Below are 18,636 nucleotides of genomic sequence, written 5' to 3' on the forward strand. Positions count from 1 at the left end.
CGAGCGTGCCCGCCTTATCCTCGACCAACAGGGGCGCGGCCTGCCAGCCGGTCCCCGGCCCGACGCTGCCCGACCTCTCGAGCAGCGACAGAAAGGCATGGCCGACAAAGGGATTGCCGCCGTCGTGGAGCGCGTCCCACGCCGCAGCCTCGATCGCCTCGACGCCGGTGCCGAGCGAGATGGTGCGGGCGGGCGGGTCGGCTTCGGCCATCGCGGTCCTTAAGCCGGCCGCACTGCGACGATCGCATCAGCCTCGACCGCGGCGCCGAGCGGCAGCACCGCGACGCCGACCGCCGCGCGCGCGTGGCGGCCGGCATCGCCGAACAGCGATTCGAACAATTCGGACGCACCATTGGCGACCTTGGCCTGATCGGTGAAATCGGGAGTCGAATTGACGAAAACGCCGAGCTTCACGACCTTCTCGATCCGCGACCAGTCGCCGTCCAGCGCATTGCCGATCTGCGCAAGCAGCATCAGCGCGCAGCGCCGCGCGGCGTCATAGCCGCCCGCGACATCGACATCGGCGCCGAGGCGGCCGGTGACGACCTTGCCGTCGTCGAAGGGAAGCTGGCCGCTGACATAGAGCATGCCCCCCTGTTCGACGATGGGCACATAGGCGGCGACGGGCGCGGCGGCCTTGGGCAGTTCGAGGCCGAGGTCGGCGAGCTTTGCGGCGATATCCATGGGGGTAATCCTTATACGGTGACGGGGGCAGGGGCGGGAATATTTTCGGCGAGGCGCGCTAATATCCAGTCCTGCGCCTCGGTCCAATTGTCGATGCGGGCGTGGGCGTGTTTCGACGGCGCGATCTTGTCGGCGATGGCGGGTTCGCCGACGAGGTGGAGGCGCCACACATCGGGAGCCTCCTGCGCGACCGACGTGTGATGCCCGCCGAGGTCGTCGATGAAGACCGCGACCGATGGCTGATATTGCTCGATCAGGCGGCGCACCGGTTCGCCCTTGCCGCCGCGGCTGCCGATCACGGGAGCGTGGAAGTCATGTTCGGCGAGCTGGTCGACGCGGCGCGCCTGATGCTCGGGTCCGACATTGGTGAGCACGACGATATCGGCATGCTTGGCGATCTCGGCCATCGCGGCGAGCGCGCCGGGAATCGGATATTGGCGCGTCATTTCGGTGGTGAAAAAGCCGTCGAGCAGCGGCCACACTTCGGCCGCCTCCAATGGCGTGCCGCATTCCTTGCGCTTCAGCGCGCCCGCGAAGCTCGCGTCCTCGATGCGGAACAGCACGCCATGTTCGTCGTCGACCCATTTGGCGAAGGGCACGACCATGTGCATCAGCACCTCGTCGCAATCGGTGATGACGAGCGGGCGGTTCATGTCTCTATCCTTTCATCGCCGGCCAGCCGGTGCGCGGCGGCTGCAAGCTCTTCGGGTTTCCGGTCGAGCCCGACGGCGCAGGCGACAAGGTCGGACTCATGCGCGGTCAGGAACGACAGGATCGCGGCGAGCGTCGATCGGTCGCCGAGCGATTCGCGCAAATCCTGCGGCGTCAGCCCGGTGAGCGCGAGCAGCCGTTCGGCGCGCGGTTCGTCGGTCAATATCCAGCCCAGCGCCTGGAGCGCCAGCGCCTCGTCGGCGTCGTGCACGTCGCTTTTCCCTTTCGCGCGAGGCAATTGTATCGCCGCGCCGATTCGCCTAAACCGGCCATTAACGCAAGGTGGGGAAGCGAAATAGCATGGGCAAGACCATATTGGTCGTCGAGGATAATGAGCTCAACCTGCGCCTGTTCTGCGACCTGCTCAACGCCCATGGCTATAGCGCCCATCCGGTGCGCGACGGGCGCGACGCCTTGGCGAAGGCGCGCGAGATATCGCCCGACCTGATCATCATGGATATCCAGCTGCCGCATGTCAGCGGGCTCGAACTGATCGGCCAGATGAAGGCCGACCTGACCTTGCGCGCGGTGCCGATCATGGCGGTGACCGCCTATGCCGGCAAGGGCGACGAGGACCAGATCCGCGCCGCGGGGGCCGAGGCCTATGTCTCGAAGCCGATTTCGGTGATCAAGTTCATCGAGAGCGTCGGGGCCTTCGCCTGAGGCGGCAGGCCGGAACGAAAAAAGGGCGGCACGTTGCGCCGCCCTCCCGATGCTGTTGCTTTTGCGGGTCCGCGCGGCCGATCAGGCGGCGCGCGCGCCGTTATCGGTGCGCTTGCCCGGCGCCCGGGTCCACGGCGCGGCATAATGGACCGCGACCGCGGTTTCCGAGGTTTCGATCACGGCTGCGAACAACCGGTTGATCCAGTTCGATTCGTTGGTGTGGGTCATGGGGTATCTCCTGCGTCCGGACCGGCAAGGGATGGGGAGAGCGGCCCGGACGCGATCTTTCTAGGACGGCGCGGGCGGCGATTGGCGCCTATATTCGCCATATGAATGATCAATTTTCGCATTATATTCGCGTGAATGCGAAAATTGCCCGATCTCGACGATTTCGACCGCCGCCTTCTCGCGCTGGTGCGCGAGGATAATCAGCAGCCTGCGCGGGTGCTCGCCGACACGGTCGGGCTGTCGCTGTCGGCGGTGCTGCGCCGCCTGCGGCGGCTGCGCGACGAAAAAATCATCGTCGCCGACATCGCGGTGGTGAACCCGGCGCTGACCGGGTCGGCGCTGACGATGCATGTGCTGGTGCGGATGCAGCAGGCGGGGCCGCAGACGATGGACCAGTTCGCGCGCGAGATCGTGCGCCATCCCGAAATCACCGGCGCGTGGGACGTCACCGGCGAGGATGATTTCCTGCTCAAGGTGCAGGTCGGGACGATGGAGGAGTATGACCGCTTCACCCGCCGCGCGCTCGGCGAGGACAGGGGCGTGCACAGCTTCACGACGATGATCGCGATCCGCAACATCATCGAAAATGACGTCGCGCGGCGGCCGTTGCGGGTGGGGTAAGGGCGATCGAGGCCGAAGGCGCCGATCGCATACGCACGAAAAAGGGCGGCGCAAAGGCCGCCCCTCGATGCCGGCTTTCGCCGGGATGACGCATCGCCGCTCCGTTCAGCTATGCCGAACGGGTCGATGCATCACTTGATCTTGGCTTCCTTGAACTCGACATGCTTGCGCACGACGGGGTCATATTTGCGCTGCGCCATCTTCTCGGTCATCGTGCGCGGGTTCTTCTTGGTGACATAGAAGAAGCCGGTGTCGGCGGTGCTCACGAGCTTGATCTTGACGGTCGTCGGCTTGGCCATGGCCCTGTTCCTCGAAATATTGACGCAGAAACCGGCGGACGGTGACGGCGCGCGGGGCGGAGACCCCGACTGATGGTGTGAAATGAACAGGGCGGCGCGCAAGCACACCGCCCCCGATAAGCGCGCGCCTCTGACCGGATTCGGCGCTTATGTCAAGCGAAACGAACGAACGACGGCCGGTGTCAGGAGCGCGGCCGCCGCTCGCCCGGGAGAGACGTCAGGCGTTGCGGATCTCGAAACGCACCGTCATCTCCTTCCAGCTTTCCTCCGCGACGCCGCCGCGCGTTGCCGCCTTGAAACGCCATTTCGACAGCGCGCGGCGCTTGGTCGCCTCGAAGAAACCGGGGCTGTCGGTGCTGACCAGTTCGACCTGCTTCACCTTGCCGTCGGTGCCGATCAGCACGCGGACGCGGGCGACGCCCTCGATCCCTTCGCGCTGCTCGCGCACCGGATAGTCGGGCTGGAAGTTGCCGATGAAGCGTTGATCGAGCTGCGCAAGGATCAGCTTGGGCGCAGGCGGCGGGGCCGGATCAGCGACCGGGCCCGGCGGAAGCGGCGGAAGCGGCGCAGGCGGCACGGGCGGTGAAGGATCGGCAAGCGGACCGTTGTTGATGGGCGGGAACGGCGTCGGCGCCGTGGTCAATTCCGTTTCGGGAGCCGTCTTTTGCTTCGGCGCCGGGTCATCCTTTGGCGGCGGCGGCAGCGGCTTTTCCTCGGGAATATTATGAACCTCCGTCGGCCCCGGTTTTTCGGTGATCACCGAAATCATCGGGGTCAGCGCGACGACGGTCAGCAGCGCGACCGGCACCCCGACCGCGAACACCGCGGCGAAGGGTCGATGGCCGGCACCGGGATTATAGCTGCCGCGCTGGAGCATCGATCCGCCACCGGCGGGCACCGCTGCGGATTGGCGCGACGACAGCATCGCGGACATCAAGGGTATCAGGGTCATGGCATCTCTCCTTGCCGAACCGACCCACGGCCGCCGCGCTTGTGCTGCTATCCGGCCAGGTCGCAATCATGTGATATTATAACATACCTATGATTGTCAACCCGGAAGGTCGGCAAGTCGCGCGGGCCCCGCGCTACCCCTGTCAGCCGGCGGTGAGCCTCAAAATCGCCTGCTCCTTGGCGATGAGCGGCAGCAGTTCGCCCATGTCGGGGCCATGGTCGCGACCGGTCAGCGCGCGGCGCAGCGGCAGGAACAGCGCGCGGCCCTTGGCGCCGGTCGCCTCCTTCACCGCACCCGTCAGCGCGTGCCAGGGGTCGACGGCCCAGTCGATGCCGGGCGCGGCGGCGGCGGCAGCAGCGAGCACCGGCCGGTCGGCGTCCTCGGCGGGCGGCGGGGCGAGGGGGCCATCGAACACCGCCACCCAATCGGCCGCTTCAGCGATCGTCATCAGGTTCGGGCGAATCGCATGCCAGCGCGCTGCGTCGATCGGCGGCGGCAGCCGGCCGGCCACCGCATCGAATTCGAGCAGGTGGACGATCTTCTGGTTGACCAGCGCCAGCTCGGCCTCGTCGAAGCGCGCCGGGGCGCGGCCGAAATGCGCGAAGTCGATCGTGGCGACCAGCGGCGCGGCGTCGGTCACAGGCTCGACCGGGTCGCTGGTGCCGAGCCGCGCGAGCAGCGCGACGAGCGCGACGGGTTCGATGCCGGCATCGCGCAGCGCGTCCATCCCGAGCGAGCCCAGGCGCTTCGACAATTTGCCCTCGGTCCCGACGAGCAAGGCCTCATGCGCGAAGGCGGGCGGCGCCGCGCCGAGCGCGTCGAACATCTGGAGCTGCGCCGCAGTGTTCGACACATGGTCTTCGCCGCGCACGACATGCGAAATGCCCATGTCGATGTCGTCGATCACGCTGGGGAGCAGGTAGAGCCAGCTGCCGTCGGCGCGCCGCACAACCGGATCGGACATCGATTTCGGGTCGAAATGCTGGTCGCCGCGGATCAGATCGGTCCAAGCGATCGGCGCGCCATGGTCGAGGCGGAAGCGCCAGTGCGGCTGGGCCCCCTCGGGCACCGGCGCATCCGCGGGCTTGCGCTCATAGACCGGCGGCAGACCGCGCGACAGCAGCACCTTGCGCCGGATATCGAGCTCCTCGGGCGTTTCGTAACAGGCATAGACGCGCCCGGCGGCCTTCAGTTTCTCGAACTCGCGCTCGTAAAGGTCGAAACGCGCCGACTGCCGCTCCTCGCCGTCGATATCGAGGCCGAGCCAGGCAAGGTCGGCGCGGATGCCGTCGACATAGTCTTCCTTCGATCGTTCGAGGTCGGTGTCGTCGATACGCAGCAGGAAGCGTCCGCCCTGTTTGCGCGCCCACATCCAATTGTGAAGCGCGGTGCGGACATTGCCGACATGCAGATGGCCGGTCGGCGACGGGGCGAAACGGGTGGTCACGGTCATGCGCGCGCCTATAGCCGCCTTCGCCGCCCGATGGCGACCGTCAACTTGTCCGCCGGGCAGCCGGTTAACCGCTTTTTCGCGCTTTCACCCTAGCGTAGGGCGATGGAGGGTGAAACGAGGGGATGGCGCGCGCGGCTGTGGCCGCCGGTGCCGGCGGCGATTGCCGACGAGCTCGCGCTGATGCGCGTGGCGCGGCTGCAGGTGCTCGTACCGCTCCTTTATGCGACGCTGATCGCGGTCGTTTCAGTCGCGATGCTCGCCGCGGCGGGCGAAGCACATTGGCTGATCCGCTATGGCATGCCGCTGACCGCCATCGCCGTGTCGGCGATCCGCCTCGTCCATTGGCTGCGCAGCCGTTCGCGCCCGATGACCGTCGCCGCCGCGCGCCGGCTGATTGCGCGGCTCGCGCTGATCGCGGTGCCGATCGCCGCGCTGTGCAGCCTGTGGACCTCGGCGAGCTGGCTCTTCTCCGAACCCGGCCAGCGCAGCTACTATCCGATGTTCATGGTGATGGGGACGCTCACCACCGCCTTCTGCCTCGCGTCGGTGCGCGGCGCGACGCTTGCAGTGCTCGGCGCGGGTCTGGCCCCGGTGGTCGCCGCGCTGCTCGCCACCGGCAACCGCATGGATCAGATCGCGGTCGCGATCGTCATCCTCGCCGTCGCCTTCCTCGTCCGGCTGGTCTTCGACCAGCATGACCAGCAGATCGAGATGCTCGAGCTGCGTCGCAAGTTGCAGCGCCAGGCGATGACCGACCCGCTGACCGGGCTCGCCAACCGGCGCGCGCTCCATATGGCGGCCGAGGAGTATTTCGCCGATGGCCGCGACGGCACCGCGCTGGTGCTGATCGACCTCGACGGGTTCAAGCCGGTCAACGACCGTCATGGCCATGCCGCGGGCGACCTGTTGCTGATCGCGATCGGCGGGCGGCTGCGCGCGCAGGCGGGCGAGGCGGCGACGGTCGCGCGCATCGGCGGCGACGAATTCGCGATCCTGCTCCCCGATTGCGACGCCGAGGCGCTCGACGTGCGCGCGAGCGCGCTGCTCGCGGTGCTCGCCGCACCCTTCCCCATCGATGGCCAGCCGATTCGCATCGGCGCGAGCGCGGGGCTGGCGCGGGCGCCCGACGACGGCACGTCTTTGCTCGACCTGATGCGCAGCGCCGACGAGGCGCTTTACGCCGCCAAGCCGCCGCGCGATGCGAGCCCGGTCAGTGCAGCGTCGCCGGCTCCGGCGCCGCACGCCGCGGCCACCAGGCCCAGGCGATCGCGAGCAGCGCGGCGATAAGCAGCACGCTATATTCGACGCCGTTGCGCCCGGCGCCGACGACGAACCAGCCGAAGGGCAGATGGACGAGCACCGCGCCGAGCGACAGGATCGCGGCATGACCGAGCGCGGCGAAGCTCGTCCAGCGGCGCGCGAGCATCAGCACGGGGCCGACGAGTTCATAGAGCGTCACCGCCATCGCCCAGGCATAACCATAGGGAAAGCCGAGGCTGCCCAGCCAGATACCGAAGGGTTCGACCCCGCCCATCGTCAGGCGCCAGACGCCGTGGATCAGGATCAGCAGCGCAACGATGATCCGCAGCGCCTCCAGCGCGGTCGCCGCGCGCGCGGGCGGCACCCCCTCTCCCAGCAAAGCCATCGTCACTCCCCCTTATTGGCGCATCACCCCGTCCGGAAACCATGGGTGATCGGATAACGGCGGTCGCGGCCGAAATTGCGCGTCGACAATTTCACCCCCGGCGGCGCCTGGCGGCGCTTGTACTCGGCGATCGACAGCAGGCGCTCGATCCGCGCCACCGCATCGCGGTCGAAGCCGTAACGCGCGACGACATCGTCGACGCTCGCTTCTTCCTCGACGAGCATATGCAGCATCCGGTCGAGGTCGGGATAGGCGGGCAGGCTGTCTTCGTCCTTCTGGTCGGGGCGCAGTTCGGCGCTCGGCGGCTTGGTAATGATCGTATCGGGCATCACCGGGGTCACCGGGTTGCGCGACAGGCGCGGGACATTTTCGTTGCGCCACTTCGCCGCCGCGAAGACCGTCATCTTATATGCGTCCTTCAGCGGATTATAGCCGCCCGCCATGTCGCCATAGATGGTCGCATAACCAACGCTCATCTCGCTCTTGTTGCCCGTGGTGAGCAGCATCGGGCCGAATTTGTTGCTGAGCGCCATCAGCGTCACGCCGCGGATGCGCGACTGGACATTTTCCTCGGTCGTATCGACCGTCCGGTCGGCGAAACTGTCCGACAGCATCTGGTCGAAGGCGTCGACCGCCGGGGCGATGGGGATGGTGTCGAGGCGGCAGCCGATCATCGCCGCGCATCCCGCCGCATCGTCGAGGCTTTCCTGGCTGGTGAAGCGGCTGGGCAGCATCACGCACCACACCTTGTCGGGGCCGAGCGCGTCGGCGGCGATCGCGGCGCAGATCGCCGAATCGATCCCGCCCGACAGCCCGAGCACGACGCCGGGGAAGCGGTTGCGCTCGACATAGTCGCGCAAGCTGAGGATCATCGCGCTGTAGATATCGGCGGGATGCGCTTCCCACTCGGCGATCGCACCCGCGTCGCACACCCAGCCGGCATCGCCCCTGGTCCAGCGGGTGACGCGTTCCTCGGCTTCCCAGTCGGTGAGCCGATGCGCGGTCGTCCCATCGGCGTTGAGTATGAAGGAACAGCCGTCGAAAACGAGCTCGTCCTGCCCGCCGATGCGGTTGAGGAAGATGAGCGGCAGCCCGGTTTCGGCGACGCGGCCGGCGAAGACCTGCGACAGGCGGCGGTCGTCCTTGTCGATCTCATAGGGGCTGCCGTTGACCGAGATCAGCAGTTCGGCGCCCTGCGCGGCGAGATGCGCCGACACCTTGGGCAACCAGCCATCCTCGCAGATCGGCAGGCCCAGCCTGATGCCGCGCCATAGGACGACGTCGGGCAGCGGCCCGGGAGCGAAGACGCGTTTCTCGTCGAAGGTGCCGTAATTGGGCAGCTCATGCTTGCGCCGCGTCGCGACGATCCGACCGCCATCGAGCAAGGCGACGATGTTGTAGAGGGCGTCGCCCCCATCTTCATTTTTGGCGCGCTCGACCGACCCCACCAGCATCGCCGGGCCGCCGTCGGCGGTTTCGGCCGCGAGTTCGGCGAGCAGCTTCGCCGCGCGCTCGGCGAGCGCGGGCTTGAGCACCAGATCCTCGGGCGGGTAGCCGATCAGCTGCAACTCGGGATAGAGGATCAGGTCGGCCCCCGGGTGCCGCGCCCGAACGGCGCGCATCGCGTCGGCGTTGGCGGCGAGGTCGCCGACCACCTGGGTCATCTGCGACAGGATGATGGAGAGCTGATCGGTCATGCCCCGGCTTTAGGACCAACCGCCCCCACCGTTCAACCGAAGAGAAGCGCCCACAAGGTGCGGCCCGGCGCCATCGCAAAGAAGCCCGCGGCGAGCAGCCCGAAATAGACACCGCGCATCGTCTTGAGGTGGCGGTCGATCTGGCCATTGCGCGCAAACCAGATCGCGCGCGGCAGCTGCACCAACGTCAGCACCGAAAAGAGATGGATCGGACCGATGCCGCCGGTGATCGTGCGGATCCAGAAACTGTCGATCGCGGTGACGATCATCAGCAGCGCCCAGACGCGCCCGCCGATGCGGTGCGCCGCGTCGCCCTTGACCGGGCGCCAGAGCAGCCACGCACCGAGCGGCAGCGCGGGGATGACCGTCGCGAGGTGGATCTGGATCGCCCACGCCGGGGTGCGATAGTCCGAGGCGCCGGTGAAGGAGCGGACGAGCAGCGCCAGGGCGATCATCGCCAGCACGATCAGCGCGGTGACGGCGATGCGGCGCAAACTGGCGGTGCGGGCGGGCTTGGCGGTGAGAGCGGTCATGATGAAATCCCCGTTGGACGAAACGATGCCCCGTCCCTGCCCCGGTGCCGTTCGCGGGCAAGCGAGGCTTCGCAAAAGCGGCGGATTTCTTCGCCAAAGCGGACGACCGGCCGATTGACGCTTCGTGAAATGGCAGACACAAGGCGCGATATGGCGAAAAGGCTGACGATCGAATTGCTGGTGATGGTGGCGCTCGGGCTGCTGATCGGGCTGCTCGGTCCCTTCGGCACCTTTGGCGCGCCGCCGGCGCAGCGCATGCTGAGCTGGGTGATCTGGCTGCTCGCCGGCTATATCCTGTTTCGCCCGACCGGCGTCGTGGCGCGCTGGCTGTGCGAGGCCACCGGCCTGCCGCGCTTCGCCGGCACCCTGCTCGCGCTCGTCGTCGCGAGCGTGCCGCTGACGCTGATCATCACGATGATGGCGATGCGCATGGACTTCGCCGAGGCGCTGCGCTGGCCGGGCTTCTGGACGATGTACCTCTATATCTGGATCGTCGCGGCGGTGGTTTCGATCGCGATGGGCGCAGTGTTCGGCCGCACGGCACCCGCTCCCGCCTCCGAAGCGCCGAGTTCCGCCGACGCCACTCCGGCTTCGTCCCCTGCCGAACCACTGCCCCCCGCCGAGCCGGTGGCGCCGACCCTGCCGCTGCCACCGGGGTTCGGCCCGGTGCGCGCATTGAAAGGCGAGGATCATTATGTCCGCGTGATCGGCGAGGGCCGCGAGGAGATGATCCTGATGCGGATGCGCGACGCGATCGAGCGGCTGGGGGATGCCGAAGGGCTGCGTATTCATCGCAGCTGGTGGGTGGCGAAAGACGCCGTCGAAAGCGTGCGCCGCGACGGCCGGACTGCGGTGGTCGTGCTGGCGTCGGGCCATGAAGCGCCCGTCGCACGCGACATGATGCCCGCGCTTCGCACCGCGGGGTGGCTCTGATGGTTATTGTCGGCCGTTCGGCATAGGATATACGTCGCCGATGCCCGTCCTTATGGCCCTGCTCGCCCTGACTGCGCCAAGCGCCGACGACATCCAGGCGCTGGAGGTGACCCGCGTCATCGGTCCATATGTCGACCAAACGCGCGACGGCAGGCTTTACGCCGAATTTGCGCCCGACGTCGAAACGCGCGGCGCCATGTGCGAACCCGTCGCCGGGGGAAGTCACGATTGCCGGTACGAGGTCCGTACCAAGAGCTTTTTCGACAATGCGTTCGGCCAATGGCAGCCCATGTCCGTCCGGTTGCGGTGGAAGAACGGGCGTTGGCGGGTCGTCGATCCCGGAAAATAACCGGCCGCAGAAGCATTCGCGCCGCGCAAGCCAACTTGACCCTTCCCCTTCGCGCCCGCGCTGGCTAAGGGGCGCGCATCATTCCCGCGCGAAAGGGCGTCGCACCCCATGAAACTGATCTCCGGCAACAGCAACCTGCCGCTGGCGCGCGCCATCGCCGACTATCTCGAACTGCCGCTGACCGACACCAGCGTCCGGCGCTTTGCCGACGAGGAAGTCTTCGTCGAAATCCATGAGAATGTCCGCGGGCAGGACGTCTTCGTCGTGCAGCCGACGAATTTCCCGGCGAACGACAATCTGATGGAACTCCTCATCATCAACGACGCGCTGCGCCGCGCGTCGGCCAAGCGCATCACCGCGGTCGTTCCCTATTTCGGTTACGCCCGGCAGGACCGCAAACCCGGCCCGCGCACCCCGATTTCGGCGAAACTCGTCGCGAACCTGATCACCACCTCGGGTGCCGACCGCGTGCTCGCGATCGATCTGCACGCCGGGCAGATTCAGGGTTTCTTCGACATCCCCACCGACAACCTCTACGCCGCCCCGGTGATGAGCGCCGACATTCAGGCGCGCTTTGCGGGCAAGAATCTGATGGTCGTGTCGCCCGACGTCGGCGGCGTGGTCCGCGCGCGCGCGCTCGCCAAGCGCCTCGACAACGCGCCGCTGGCGATCGTCGACAAGCGCCGCGAACGCGCCGGCGAGTCGGAAGTGATGAACATCATCGGTGACGTGTCGGGTCGCTTCTGCATCCTGATCGACGATATCGTCGACTCGGCCGGCACCCTCTGCAACGCCGCGGGCGCCTTGAAGGCCGCGGGCGCCGAGGGCGTCGTCGCTTATTGTACGCATGGCGTGCTGTCGGGCGGCGCGGTCGCACGCGTCGAGGCGAGCGAACTCACCGAGCTGGTCATCACCGATTCGATCCAGCCGACCGACGCGGTCAACGGCAGCAAGAAGGTCCGCGCGCTGACCGTCGCGCCGCTGCTCGGCGAAGCGATCAAGCGCATCGCCGACGAATCGAGCGTTTCCTCGCTCTTCGACTGATGAGCGGCACTTCGCCCTTCATCCAGGTGACACCCTTTCTGGGGGTCGCCGCGATGGAGGCCGCGCTCGGCTTCTACCGCGATACGCTGGGTTTCACCGTCTTCGTCGACCAAGGCGGCTATGCCTATGTCGAGCGCGAGCGCGTCGCCTTTCGATTGCTCCAACTCGACGATGGCGCGCGCAACGCGCCAGGCTGCAGCCACGCCTATGTCGATGTCGTCGACGCGCAGGCGCTCTTCGGCACGCTCCATCCCGCACTCGCGCAGCTTCCCGCCGACTGCTGGGGCCCACCCCGCGACCATGACTATGGCCAGCGCGAATTCTGGGTGCGCGATCCCGACGGCAATCTGATCACTTTCGGCGAAGGCATCGGCCTCAACGCCAATCAATGGGACTATCGTCGCTGACATGTCACTTTCTTCCGACCTCGCGCTCGCCAACCGCCTCGCCGACGCCGCCGGCGCCGCCATCCGCCCGCTGTTCCGCGCGGCCTATCAGTCCGAAGCCAAGGCCGACGCCTCGCCGGTGACCGAGGCAGACCGCGGTGCCGAGGCCGCGATGCGCAGCCTGCTCACCGCCGAGGCGCCGCGCGACGGCATCATCGGCGAGGAGTTTGGAAGCGAACGGCCCGACGCGTCACGCCAATGGGTGCTCGACCCGATCGACGGCACGGTAAGCTTCATGGCGGGCCGCCCGATCTTCGGCACGCTGATCGCGCTGCTGCAGGACGGCTGGCCGGTGCTCGGGATCATCGACCAGCCGATTTCGGGCGAACGCTGGATCGGGGCGATGGGCCGGCCGACGCTGTTCAACGGCGCCCCTGCCCGCACGCGGGCATGCCGCGAACTGGCGGGCGCGGTGCTCGCGACGACAGGGCCGCAATATTTCAGCGACCATGACGGCGAGCATTTCATGGCACTCGCGGCGCAGACCGCGCACAAGCGCATGGTCTTCGGCGGCGACTGCTATAATTACGGCCTGCTCGCGAGCGGACATATCGACCTGGTGGTCGAGGCGGGGTTGAAGCTCCACGATTTCGCGGCGCTGGTCCCGATCGTCGAGGGCGCGGGCGGCACGATGTGCGACTGGAACGGCGACCCGCTGCACCGCGAAAGCAGCGGCCATGTCATCGCGCTCGGCGATCCGGCGCGGCTCGAGGATGTCGTCGAGGGGCTTGCCTGCCACCATTGAGGCGGCGCGCGGATCGGCGGGGCGGGCTTCTGAGCGGGCACCGTTCCGGCAAAGCCGCGATTTCAGCCCCGAATCGCTTGCATTTCGGGATGAATTCCCCTAAGCGCGCCGCTTCCGATTGTACCGGCTGGCTGAAAGGGCTGCCATGTCGATACGCAAACGGACTTCCAAAGGAGACCAAAATGCCCAAGCTGAAGACCAAGAGCGGTGTGAAGAAACGCTTCAAATTCACCGCCTCGGGCAAGGTGAAGCACGGCGTTGCCGGCAAGCGCCACCGCCTGATCAACCACAATGCCAAATATATCCGCACCAACCGCGGCACCAGCGTGCTGAGCGATTCGGATGTGGCCCATGTGCGCCTCTGGGCGCCCTATGGCCTGAAGTAAGGAGCGCAGGTAAATGTCACGCATCAAACGCGGCGTCACCACGCGCGCCAAGCACAAACGCGTATTAGAGCAGGCGAAGGGCTATTACGGCCGTCGCAAGAACACCATTCGTGTCGCCAAGCAGGCGGTCGAAAAGGCCGGCCAATATGCTTATCGCGACCGCAAGGTTAAGAAGCGGAACTTCCGCGCCCTGTGGATCCAGCGCATCAACGCCGCGGTCCGCGCCGAAGGCCTGACCTATTCGCAGTTCATGCACGGCGTGAAGCTGGCCGGTATCGACCTCGACCGCAAGGTCATGGCCGACCTGGCGATGAACGAAGGCGGCGTCTTCGCGGCCGTCATCGCGCAGGCGAAGGCAGCGCTGCCCAAGGCCGCCTGAGCCTTCCAGCGTCGCTGAACGAATTAAGGGCGGTCCCGCGAGGGGCCGCCCTTTTTCGTGCCTGAAATCATCCGCGCAAACAGAAACGGCGCGAAGGTTTCCCTTCACGCCGTTCCGACGATGATCGTAAACGACGCATCGCCCCCCTCCCTCCGTACCGAAAAGCCGTGGGTCGCAGAAAGCCGCCGGCAGGTGGAAGATGTCCCTTGCGGCGACATATGCGGTCGTCGGGCCGACAAATATTGTAAAAACCCGACAATTGAATCGCTTAGCCTGTTGTTTTTTTTCGCATCGGTGCGAAGGGTGTGGCGTCATGACGAATGAGGCCAGCCATTCGGACAAGAGCGCCGATGTGCGCGTTGCGACACGCTTCTTTCCCGTGTCTGCGGCGCTGCGCCCCTATGCCAGCATCATCTACCTGACCGAGGTCGATGCGCCCCCCGGCGTCCGGGTCGAGGATCATCTCCACCCCGAATGGGCGAATATGCGCTTCATCGAGGGCGAGACGACGATGAGCGCGATCGGTGATGCCCCGCCGATGCCGGCGCCGCGGTTCAACCTGACCGGGCCGACGAGCCGCGCCACCTATTTCTCGGTCGGGACGATGCGCACCTGGGGGATCGGCATCCTGCCGATGGGCTGGGCGAAATATTTCACCCTGCCGGCCGAGGATCTCGCCGATCGCTTCTGCGACGCCGCGGCGCATCCGGCCTTTGCCGCCTTCGTGCCGCTGGCCGAGCGCTTGCGCGGCAGCAACGACGTCGAGGCCGGGGCGCAGCTGATTGACGATTATTTCGTCGCGCAGCTCGCGGGCACGCCGCGCGACGATCCTGCGATCTTCGCCGCGCACAGCGCGCTGGTCGACGCCGATCTCGGCAGCGTCGCCGAACTCGCCGAAAAACTGGACCTGTCCGAACGCTCGGTCGAGCGGCTGAGCCGCCGCGCCTTCGGTTTTCCGCCCAAATTGCTGCTGCGCCGCCAGCGTTTCCTGCGCAGCCTCGCGCGCTTCATGCTCGACCCGTCGATGGCGTGGATCGATACGCTCGATTATCATTATTACGACCAGGCACAGTTCACCCGCGATTTCCAGCGCTTCATGGGGATGAGTCCGCGCGCCTATGCCGCGCGTCCCAAGCCGATCCTCGGCGCCGCCGCACGCGCCCGCGCCGCCGCGATCGGGGCGGCGGTGCAGGGGCTGCACCAGCCCGGAAACTAGGCCTTCGGGGTTGACCCGTGCGCCCCGTTCGGTGCAAGCGGCGCCGCGACAAAGCGCGGTATTTCCGCCGCCGCAGGACGAATGACGATGAGCGATTATCAGGCCATGCAGGCCGAGCTGACCGGCGCGATCGACGCCGCGACCGATCTCGACGCGCTCGAGGCGCTGCGCGTCGCCGCGCTCGGCAAGGCAGGCAGCATCACCGGTCTGCTCAAGACGCTCGGCGGCCTGACCCCCGAGGAGCGCCAGGTCGTCGGCCCGCAGATCCACAGCCTGCGCGAGGGCGTCACCGCGGCGCTCGCCGCACGCAAGGCGGCGCTCGAAGGCGCAGCGCTCGAGGCGAAGCTCGCGAACGAACGGCTCGACATGACGCTCCCCGCCGACGCGAGCCCGCGCGGCAGCGTGCATCCGGTGAGCCAGGTGATGGACGAGCTCGCCGAAATCTTCGCCGACATGGGCTTCGCGGTCGCGACGGGGCCCGAGATCGAGGACGACTGGCACAATTTCACCGCGCTCAATATTCCCGAGACGCATCCGGCGCGAGCGATGCACGATACTTTCTATTTCCCCGAAGTTGGCGAAGGTGCCGCGCAGCGTATGCTGCTGCGCACCCACACATCGCCGGTGCAGATCCGCACGATGATGGAAAAAGCGCCGCCGATCAGGATCATAGCCCCCGGCCGCGTCTATCGCAGCGACAGCGACGCGACGCACACGCCGATGTTCCATCAGGTCGAAGGTCTCGTCATCGACCGCGGCATCCATATGGGGCACCTCAAATACACGCTCGAAACCTTCCTCAAGGCCTATTTCGAGACCGACGACATCGTGCTGCGACTGCGCCCGAGCTATTTCCCCTTCACCGAACCCTCGGCCGAGGTCGATGTCGGCTACAAGCAGGAAAAGGGCCGCCGCATCGTCGGCGGTAACGGCGACGACGACGGCCATGCATGGATGGAGCTGCTCGGCAGCGGCATGGTCAACCGCCGCGTGATCGCGAATTGCGGGCTCGACCCCGACGAATGGCAGGGCTTCGCCTTCGGGGTCGGCGTCGACCGGCTCGCGATGCTCAAATATGGCATGGACGACCTGCGCGCCTTCTTCGACGGCGACCTGCGCTGGCTCGCCCATTACGGGTTCGGCGCGCTGTCGGTCCCGACGCTCAGCGGGGGGATTTCGGCATGAAGATCACCCTCGACTGGCTCCGCGAACATCTCGACGGCGACTTCACCGTCGCCGATGTCGTCGCGACATTGAACCGCATCGGCCATGAGGTCGAAGGCGTCGAGAATCCGGCCGAGAAGCTCGCCGGTTTCCGCGTCGCGCGCGTGCTGACCGCCGAGAAACATCCGCAGGCCGACAAATTGCAGGTGCTGACCGTCGAGGCCGGCCCGGAAATCAACGCCGGCGCCCCGCTGACCGTCGTGTGCGGTGCGCCGAATGCGCGCGCCGGTCTCGTCGGCGTGCTCGGGCTGCCCGGCGCGGTGGTGCCGGTGAACGGCATGGAGCTGAAGGTCGCGGCCGTGCGCGGGGTCGAATCGAACGGCATGATGTGTTCGACGCGCGAACTCGAGCTTGGCGACGACCATGACGGGATCATCGAGCTTCCCGCCGATGCGCCGGTCGGCACGGCTTTCGCCGATTATGCCGGCGCGAACGACCCGGTGGTCGACATCTCGATCACCCCGAACCGGCAGGATTGCATGGGCGTGCGCGGCATCGCGCGCGACCTCGCCGCCGCCGGGCTTGGCAAGCTCAAGCCGCTGACCGTCCCGTCGATCGACGGACAGGGTGCCCCGGCGACCGAAATCGCTACCCTCGCACCCGACGCCTGCCCCGCCTTCTATGGCCGCACGATCGCGGGCGTCGACAACAAGGTCGCGACCCCCGAGTGGATGCGCCGCCGGCTCGAGGCGATCGGGCAGCGGTCGATCTCGGCGCTCGTCGACATCAGCAATTATGTGATGTTCGATCTCGGCCGCCCGAGCCATATCTATGACCGCGCCAAGCTGACCGGCGCGCTCGTCGCGCGCCGCGCGACGGACGGCGAAACCGTCACCGCGTTGAACGGCAAGGACTATACGCTCGCGGGCGACATGACGGTGATCGCCGACGACAGCGGCGTCCACGACATCGCGGGCATCATGGGCGGCGAGCATAGCGGGTGCAGCGAGACGACGACCGATGTGCTCGTCGAAATCGCCTATTTCACCCCCGAACGCATCGCGCTGACCGGACAGGCGCTGGCGCTGACCAGCGACGCGCGCAGCCGCTTCGAGCGCGGGGTCGACCCGGCGTTCCTCGACGATGCGACCGAGATCGTGACGCAGCTGATCCTCGACATCTGCGGCGGCACCCCGTCGGCGATGACGCGCGCGGGCGAACCGCCGCTCACGACCAGGACGGTCGATTACGACCCGGCGCTGTCGGCGACACTGGGCGGGATCGCGATCGAACCCGTCAGGCAGCGGGCGGTCCTCGAATCGCTGGGCTTCGGCGTCACCGAAGCCAGCCCCTGGCAAATCGCGGTGCCGAGCTGGCGCCGCGACGTCGACGCCGCGCCCGACATCGTCGAGGAAGTCACGCGCATCACCGGGTTCGATGCGATCGAATCGGTCGCGCTGCCGCGCGCCGACGGCGTCGCCAAGCCGACCGCGACGCCCGAACAATCGCTCGAACGCCGGCTGCGCCGCGCCGCGGCGGCCGCCGGCTATCATGAGGCGGTGACGTGGAGCTTCGTGTCCGACCGCGAGGCCGCGCCCTTCGGCGGCGGCGCGTGGAGCCTCGCCAATCCGATCAGCGAGGATCTGAAGGTCATGCGCCCGTCGCTGCTGCCCGGGCTGCTCGCGGCGGCGCAGCGCAACCAGAATCGCGGTGCCGACAGCATCCGCCTGTTCGAGATCGGGCGCCGCTATCTGAGCGATGCCGAGCATCCGACCTTGTGCGTCGTGATGGCGGGCAGCAAGAGCGAACGCGGCTGGCAGGCGGGCAAGGCGCAGCCCTTCACCGCCTATGACGCCAAGGCCGCCGCGCTCGCGCTGCTCGACGCGGCGGGCGCGCCGACCGAGCGATTGCAGGTGATGGAACCGGTCGCCGACGCCGGCATCTGGCACCCCGGACAAGCCGCGACCTTGCGGCTCGGTCCCAAGGCGGTGCTCGCCGAATTCGGCGCGCTGCATCCGTCGCTCGCGCGTCATTATGACGTCGACGGCGCGGTGATGGCGGTTCAGATCTTCCTCGATGCAATCCCCGCGAAGCGCGCGAGCGGCCCGGCACGCAGCGCCTTCACCCCGCCCGCGCTGCAGGCGGTGCGCCGCGACTTCGCCTTCCTCGCGCCCGAAGCCCTTGCAGCGGGCGACCTCGTCCGCGCGGTCAAGGGCGCCGATAAGGCGTTGATCGTGGACGCGCGCCTGTTCGACCGCTTCGCGGGCCAGGGCGTACCCGATGGTCAGGTGAGCCTGGCGGTCGAAGTCGTGCTGCAACCGGCGGAAAAGAGCTTTGCCGAGGCCGAGCTGAAGGTGATCGCCGACAAGGTGGTCGCGGCGGCAGCGAAGGTGGGGGCGGTGTTGCGGGGGTGAGGACTAACGACCGCCGGGCCTTGGCCGTCTCACATTAGCTGGTATCCGCCTTTTCGCCTCAAGGGCAGCAAGCT

At 67.3% G+C, this 18,636-nt stretch carries 24 protein-coding genes; 13 read left to right on the forward strand and 11 right to left on the reverse strand.

Annotation, left to right across the window (positions count from 1 at the left end; translation table 11 throughout):
* The 4 genes from B1A78_RS08115 to B1A78_RS08130 all read right to left on the reverse strand — a co-directional run.
* The coding region (locus B1A78_RS08115; protein WP_179102008.1) for a peptidogalycan biosysnthesis protein at positions 1–211 on the reverse strand (211 nt) is incomplete at its 3' end.
* Positions 212–219: 8 nt separating this feature from the next.
* Positions 220–684: a RidA family protein gene (locus B1A78_RS08120; RefSeq protein ID WP_077146469.1), complete on the reverse strand. Its 465-nt coding sequence runs from the start codon at positions 682–684 to the stop codon at positions 220–222.
* Positions 685–695: 11 nt separating this feature from the next.
* Positions 696–1,337 (reverse strand): hypothetical protein, encoded by a 642-nt coding sequence (locus B1A78_RS08125; RefSeq protein ID WP_077146470.1) that lies wholly within the window; start codon positions 1,335–1,337, stop codon positions 696–698.
* Positions 1,334–1,606 (reverse strand): DUF3572 domain-containing protein, encoded by a 273-nt coding sequence (locus B1A78_RS08130; protein ID WP_083733959.1) that lies wholly within the window; start codon positions 1,604–1,606, stop codon positions 1,334–1,336. Before B1A78_RS08130 ends, B1A78_RS08125 begins: the two co-directional genes overlap by 4 nt.
* 89 nt (positions 1,607–1,695) lie before the next feature.
* Between B1A78_RS08130 and B1A78_RS08135 the strand changes: the two genes are divergently transcribed.
* Positions 1,696–2,058 carry a response regulator gene (locus B1A78_RS08135; protein ID WP_054732297.1) on the forward strand — a complete coding sequence of 121 codons (363 nt, stop codon included), beginning with the start codon at positions 1,696–1,698 and terminating at the stop codon, positions 2,056–2,058.
* Between the two features lie 81 nt (positions 2,059–2,139).
* Here the strand turns inward: B1A78_RS08135 and B1A78_RS22605 are convergent, their stop codons facing one another.
* Positions 2,140–2,286 (reverse strand): hypothetical protein, encoded by a 147-nt coding sequence (locus B1A78_RS22605; protein WP_179102009.1) that lies wholly within the window; start codon positions 2,284–2,286, stop codon positions 2,140–2,142.
* A 135-nt stretch (positions 2,287–2,421) separates the two neighbouring features.
* Between B1A78_RS22605 and B1A78_RS08140 the strand changes: the two genes are divergently transcribed.
* Positions 2,422–2,907: an Lrp/AsnC family transcriptional regulator gene (locus B1A78_RS08140; RefSeq protein ID WP_077146472.1), complete on the forward strand. Its 486-nt coding sequence runs from the start codon at positions 2,422–2,424 to the stop codon at positions 2,905–2,907.
* Between the two features lie 131 nt (positions 2,908–3,038).
* On the opposite strand, the gene rpmG is transcribed toward B1A78_RS08140, so the two are convergent.
* From rpmG to B1A78_RS08155, 3 genes are all read right to left on the reverse strand, one after another.
* Positions 3,039–3,206: a 50S ribosomal protein L33 gene (gene rpmG, locus B1A78_RS08145; protein WP_058810591.1), complete on the reverse strand. Its 168-nt coding sequence runs from the start codon at positions 3,204–3,206 to the stop codon at positions 3,039–3,041.
* A 217-nt stretch (positions 3,207–3,423) separates the two neighbouring features.
* The gene (locus tag B1A78_RS08150; RefSeq protein WP_083733961.1) at positions 3,424–4,158 is read right to left on the reverse strand and encodes an energy transducer TonB; all 735 of its coding nucleotides are present in this window, start codon (positions 4,156–4,158) and stop codon (positions 3,424–3,426) included.
* A gap of 142 nt (positions 4,159–4,300) precedes the next feature.
* Complete coding sequence (locus B1A78_RS08155; RefSeq protein WP_077146473.1) at positions 4,301–5,611, reverse strand: glutamate--tRNA ligase; 1,311 nt, start codon at positions 5,609–5,611, stop codon at positions 4,301–4,303.
* Between the two features lie 102 nt (positions 5,612–5,713).
* On the opposite strand from B1A78_RS08155, the gene B1A78_RS08160 reads away from it, so the two are divergent.
* On the forward strand, positions 5,714–6,898 hold the full coding sequence (locus B1A78_RS08160) for a diguanylate cyclase (protein ID WP_077146474.1): 1,185 nt from the start codon (positions 5,714–5,716) through the stop codon (positions 6,896–6,898).
* On the opposite strand, the gene B1A78_RS08165 is transcribed toward B1A78_RS08160, so the two are convergent.
* Genes B1A78_RS08165 through B1A78_RS22610 form a run of 3 tightly spaced genes read right to left on the reverse strand, consistent with a single transcriptional unit; the run spans position 6,822 to position 9,486 of the window.
* Complete coding sequence (locus tag B1A78_RS08165) at positions 6,822–7,256, reverse strand: DoxX family protein (RefSeq protein ID WP_083733962.1); 435 nt, start codon at positions 7,254–7,256, stop codon at positions 6,822–6,824. The genes B1A78_RS08160 and B1A78_RS08165 overlap by 77 nt on opposite strands.
* A 23-nt stretch (positions 7,257–7,279) precedes the next feature.
* Positions 7,280–8,953 (reverse strand): NAD+ synthase, encoded by a 1,674-nt coding sequence (locus B1A78_RS08170; protein ID WP_077146475.1) that lies wholly within the window; start codon positions 8,951–8,953, stop codon positions 7,280–7,282.
* A gap of 32 nt (positions 8,954–8,985) precedes the next feature.
* The gene (locus B1A78_RS22610; RefSeq protein WP_077146476.1) at positions 8,986–9,486 is read right to left on the reverse strand and encodes a DUF2306 domain-containing protein; all 501 of its coding nucleotides are present in this window, start codon (positions 9,484–9,486) and stop codon (positions 8,986–8,988) included.
* A gap of 150 nt (positions 9,487–9,636) precedes the next feature.
* Between B1A78_RS22610 and B1A78_RS08180 the strand changes: the two genes are divergently transcribed.
* The 10 genes from B1A78_RS08180 to pheT all read left to right on the forward strand — a co-directional run bounded on the left by B1A78_RS08180 (position 9,637) and on the right by pheT (position 18,562).
* Entirely contained in the window at positions 9,637–10,419 is a 783-nt protein-coding gene (locus tag B1A78_RS08180) for a LytTR family DNA-binding domain-containing protein (RefSeq protein WP_077146477.1), read from the forward strand.
* 52 nt (positions 10,420–10,471) lie between these two features.
* Positions 10,472–10,768 (forward strand): hypothetical protein, encoded by a 297-nt coding sequence (locus tag B1A78_RS08185; RefSeq protein WP_144037741.1) that lies wholly within the window; start codon positions 10,472–10,474, stop codon positions 10,766–10,768.
* A 108-nt stretch (positions 10,769–10,876) separates the two neighbouring features.
* A complete protein-coding gene (locus tag B1A78_RS08190) occupies positions 10,877–11,812 on the forward strand; it encodes a ribose-phosphate pyrophosphokinase (RefSeq protein WP_077146479.1) in 936 nt (311 codons plus the stop codon).
* The gene (locus B1A78_RS08195; RefSeq protein WP_077146480.1) at positions 11,812–12,219 is read left to right on the forward strand and encodes a VOC family protein; all 408 of its coding nucleotides are present in this window, start codon (positions 11,812–11,814) and stop codon (positions 12,217–12,219) included. Before B1A78_RS08190 ends, B1A78_RS08195 begins: the two co-directional genes overlap by 1 nt.
* A 1-nt stretch (position 12,220) precedes the next feature.
* Positions 12,221–13,003, forward strand: a complete 783-nt coding sequence (hisN, locus tag B1A78_RS08200; protein WP_077146481.1) for a histidinol-phosphatase — start codon at positions 12,221–12,223, stop codon at positions 13,001–13,003.
* A 182-nt stretch (positions 13,004–13,185) separates the two neighbouring features.
* The gene (gene rpmI / locus B1A78_RS08205) at positions 13,186–13,389 is read left to right on the forward strand and encodes a 50S ribosomal protein L35 (protein WP_056341643.1); all 204 of its coding nucleotides are present in this window, start codon (positions 13,186–13,188) and stop codon (positions 13,387–13,389) included.
* A 13-nt stretch (positions 13,390–13,402) separates the two neighbouring features.
* Positions 13,403–13,768 carry a 50S ribosomal protein L20 gene (rplT, locus tag B1A78_RS08210; RefSeq protein ID WP_077146482.1) on the forward strand — a complete coding sequence of 122 codons (366 nt, stop codon included), beginning with the start codon at positions 13,403–13,405 and terminating at the stop codon, positions 13,766–13,768.
* A 313-nt stretch (positions 13,769–14,081) separates the two neighbouring features.
* Positions 14,082–14,984 (forward strand): AraC family transcriptional regulator, encoded by a 903-nt coding sequence (locus B1A78_RS08215; RefSeq protein ID WP_077146483.1) that lies wholly within the window; start codon positions 14,082–14,084, stop codon positions 14,982–14,984.
* Positions 14,985–15,071: 87 nt separating this feature from the next.
* Positions 15,072–16,169, forward strand: coding sequence for a phenylalanine--tRNA ligase subunit alpha (gene pheS / locus B1A78_RS08220; RefSeq protein ID WP_077146495.1), 1,098 nt, complete (start codon positions 15,072–15,074; stop codon positions 16,167–16,169).
* The gene (pheT, locus tag B1A78_RS08225) at positions 16,166–18,562 is read left to right on the forward strand and encodes a phenylalanine--tRNA ligase subunit beta (RefSeq protein ID WP_077146484.1); all 2,397 of its coding nucleotides are present in this window, start codon (positions 16,166–16,168) and stop codon (positions 18,560–18,562) included. Before pheS ends, pheT begins: the two co-directional genes overlap by 4 nt.
* Positions 18,563–18,636 lie beyond the last annotated feature (74 nt).

It is taken from the genome of Sphingopyxis sp. KK2, assembly GCF_001990265.1.
Lineage (GTDB): Bacteria > Pseudomonadota > Alphaproteobacteria > Sphingomonadales > Sphingomonadaceae > Sphingopyxis.

What these genes read in the sequence shown, in the direction of transcription:
- B1A78_RS08180 (WP_077146477.1), top strand. Translation starts at nt 9,637, where the DNA reads ATGGCGAAAAGGCTGACGATCGAATTGCTGGTGATGGTGGCGCTCGGG.
- rpmG (WP_058810591.1), bottom strand. Translation starts at nt 3,206, where the DNA reads ATGGCCAAGCCGACGACCGTCAAGATCAAGCTCGTGAGCACCGCCGAC.
- B1A78_RS08135 (WP_054732297.1), top strand. Translation starts at nt 1,696, where the DNA reads ATGGGCAAGACCATATTGGTCGTCGAGGATAATGAGCTCAACCTGCGC.
- B1A78_RS08185 (WP_144037741.1), top strand. Translation starts at nt 10,472, where the DNA reads ATGGCCCTGCTCGCCCTGACTGCGCCAAGCGCCGACGACATCCAGGCG.
- B1A78_RS08150 (WP_083733961.1), bottom strand. Translation starts at nt 4,158, where the DNA reads ATGACCCTGATACCCTTGATGTCCGCGATGCTGTCGTCGCGCCAATCC.
- B1A78_RS08165 (WP_083733962.1), bottom strand. Translation starts at nt 7,256, where the DNA reads ATGGCTTTGCTGGGAGAGGGGGTGCCGCCCGCGCGCGCGGCGACCGCG.
- B1A78_RS08215 (WP_077146483.1), top strand. Translation starts at nt 14,082, where the DNA reads ATGACGAATGAGGCCAGCCATTCGGACAAGAGCGCCGATGTGCGCGTT.
- B1A78_RS08195 (WP_077146480.1), top strand. Translation starts at nt 11,812, where the DNA reads ATGAGCGGCACTTCGCCCTTCATCCAGGTGACACCCTTTCTGGGGGTC.
- B1A78_RS08155 (WP_077146473.1), bottom strand. Translation starts at nt 5,611, where the DNA reads ATGACCGTGACCACCCGTTTCGCCCCGTCGCCGACCGGCCATCTGCAT.
- hisN (WP_077146481.1), top strand. Translation starts at nt 12,221, where the DNA reads ATGTCACTTTCTTCCGACCTCGCGCTCGCCAACCGCCTCGCCGACGCC.
- B1A78_RS08140 (WP_077146472.1), top strand. Translation starts at nt 2,422, where the DNA reads ATGCGAAAATTGCCCGATCTCGACGATTTCGACCGCCGCCTTCTCGCG.
- pheS (WP_077146495.1), top strand. Translation starts at nt 15,072, where the DNA reads ATGAGCGATTATCAGGCCATGCAGGCCGAGCTGACCGGCGCGATCGAC.
- B1A78_RS08170 (WP_077146475.1), bottom strand. Translation starts at nt 8,953, where the DNA reads ATGACCGATCAGCTCTCCATCATCCTGTCGCAGATGACCCAGGTGGTC.
- B1A78_RS22610 (WP_077146476.1), bottom strand. Translation starts at nt 9,486, where the DNA reads ATGACCGCTCTCACCGCCAAGCCCGCCCGCACCGCCAGTTTGCGCCGC.
- B1A78_RS08160 (WP_077146474.1), top strand. Translation starts at nt 5,714, where the DNA reads ATGGAGGGTGAAACGAGGGGATGGCGCGCGCGGCTGTGGCCGCCGGTG.
- rplT (WP_077146482.1), top strand. Translation starts at nt 13,403, where the DNA reads ATGTCACGCATCAAACGCGGCGTCACCACGCGCGCCAAGCACAAACGC.
- B1A78_RS08190 (WP_077146479.1), top strand. Translation starts at nt 10,877, where the DNA reads ATGAAACTGATCTCCGGCAACAGCAACCTGCCGCTGGCGCGCGCCATC.
- B1A78_RS08125 (WP_077146470.1), bottom strand. Translation starts at nt 1,337, where the DNA reads ATGAACCGCCCGCTCGTCATCACCGATTGCGACGAGGTGCTGATGCAC.
- pheT (WP_077146484.1), top strand. Translation starts at nt 16,166, where the DNA reads ATGAAGATCACCCTCGACTGGCTCCGCGAACATCTCGACGGCGACTTC.
- B1A78_RS22605 (WP_179102009.1), bottom strand. Translation starts at nt 2,286, where the DNA reads ATGACCCACACCAACGAATCGAACTGGATCAACCGGTTGTTCGCAGCC.
- B1A78_RS08120 (WP_077146469.1), bottom strand. Translation starts at nt 684, where the DNA reads ATGGATATCGCCGCAAAGCTCGCCGACCTCGGCCTCGAACTGCCCAAG.
- rpmI (WP_056341643.1), top strand. Translation starts at nt 13,186, where the DNA reads ATGCCCAAGCTGAAGACCAAGAGCGGTGTGAAGAAACGCTTCAAATTC.